Below are 1,506 nucleotides of genomic sequence, written 5' to 3'. Positions count from 1 at the left end.
CGACGGCCGTGGAGGGCCCCGGGTCGGCCGGCCCTACCGGGACGGCGAACTGACGCATGATCAGAAATTCCGCTGCGGACGCGTGCCGGCCGTCAGTCGCGGCGCGAGGCCGACCTCGGCGAAGTCCGTCGTCATCGCCGGTGCCTCCGCGGGGCTCGCGGCGGCCGCCAGGCGGGAGCCCGCCGCGGCCGGGAGCCGTGTGATCACGGCCTGCCGGAGCGTGCCCGAGGGCGGGGCCGCCGCGGCGCGGATCCGGGCGGCGATTTCCGGCGCGAGTCCGGAGGTGGTCGAACTTGATCTTTCCTCGCCCGCCTCCGTCCGCGCCGGCGCTCGTGAAATCCTCGTGAACTCCGGCCGACCGCCGGTCCACGTACTGATCGGCAATGCCGGAATCCAGGCGGTCGGCGGTGCCCGGCGATCCGGCGACGGCCGTGAACCGACGTTTGCGGCGAACCGGCTCGGACATGTGCCGCGGATCCGGCCGCTGACCGACGGCATCGCCGAGCCGGGCCGGATGGCCGTGGTGTCCGGCGCGTCCACGCCCGGCCGATCCCGCTGCCGGTCGGGGCGCCGCCTACGTTCCCGGCCGCCGCCCCAGGGCCGGCTCCAAGCAGTCGCACGGCCGCGCCAGGGCCGCCGAAGTCCGGGCGGCCTCCGGGCGGCCGGTCGCCGCGCGCGGCTGACCCGGGGGGCGGCGGGTGCGGCGGGCGCGGTCGAGTTCGGGGAGGGCGAGCAGGATGGGCAGGTCGAGCTGGGTGACCTCGCGGAGCTGGACGTCGGTGCTGTAGACGCGGCCGCCGCGGGCGCGGACCGCCCAGCCCGTGCCGACGAGTCTGGGCGGGCGGACCTGGGGGAGCGGACAGTCGTCGTCCACGGCCACGGCGGTGGCCCGGATGAACCACAGGCCGTCGGGGATCTCCAGGCGGAACGGGCGGGCCTCGTCCAGGATGTCGCAGGCCTGCGGATAGCCCTCCACGATCGGGGTGTTGAACGCGCCCACGTAGACCCGGACCGGGCCGACGTCGGTGGGGAAGAAGAGCTGCCCGGTGACGGTGGACAGGCCGTGGCCGGCGCCTGCGGCCGGCAGGACGAGCGGTGGCAGGTCGTCGTCCTGCGCCAGTAAGCGGTAGCGGGTCGGCGAGACGCCGACGCTGCGGGTGAAGCGGCTGGTGAAGGTTCCCAGGCTGTTGTAGCCCACCCGGTAGGTGATGTCGGTGACGCTGGCCGGGGTTTCCAGCAGGTGCCGTTTGGCCATGAAGAGCCGGATCGCGGTGAGGAACCGGCCGGGCGAGGTGCCGGTCAGCTGATTGAAAATCCGGGTGTAGTGGAATTTGCTGTAGGAGGCGGTTTCGGCCAACTGCTCAAGGGAAAGCGGATCCGCATAATGCTGCCACATGGTGTCTATACTGCGCTCTATCGCCGCCGCAATAGGCATCCGGATATCCCCCACCTGTGCTCGTCGGTATCGATGATCTCGCCGGGTCTTCGCGGGGTCCGCGCGCCGAC

At 72.8% G+C, this 1,506-nt stretch carries 1 protein-coding gene and 1 pseudogene; one reads left to right on the top strand and one right to left on the bottom strand.

The genetic code is table 11. The features are described from left to right. Window positions 1-82: 82 nt before the first annotated feature. Window positions 83-352: pseudogene (locus ABD308_RS39545) on the top strand (hypothetical protein); the annotation flags it as partial. A gap of 222 nt (window positions 353-574) precedes the next feature. Here ABD308_RS39545 and ABD308_RS03665 read toward each other — a convergent pair. Then, window positions 575-1,396 (bottom strand): helix-turn-helix domain-containing protein, encoded by an 822-nt coding sequence (locus ABD308_RS03665; RefSeq protein WP_344325428.1) that lies wholly within the window; start codon window positions 1,394-1,396, stop codon window positions 575-577. Window positions 1,397-1,506 lie beyond the last annotated feature (110 nt).

Source organism: Kitasatospora putterlickiae, from assembly GCF_039527695.1.
Classification (GTDB): Bacteria; Actinomycetota; Actinomycetes; order Streptomycetales; family Streptomycetaceae; genus Kitasatospora; species Kitasatospora putterlickiae.
Note: the sequence above shows the minus strand (reverse complement) of the source record. Positions and strands in the feature narration are given on the sequence as shown.

Excerpts from the sequence above, each read along its gene's own strand:
- ABD308_RS03665 (WP_344325428.1), bottom strand. The coding sequence starts at position 1,396 with ATGTGGCAGCATTATGCGGATCCGCTTTCCCTTGAGCAGTTGGCCGAA.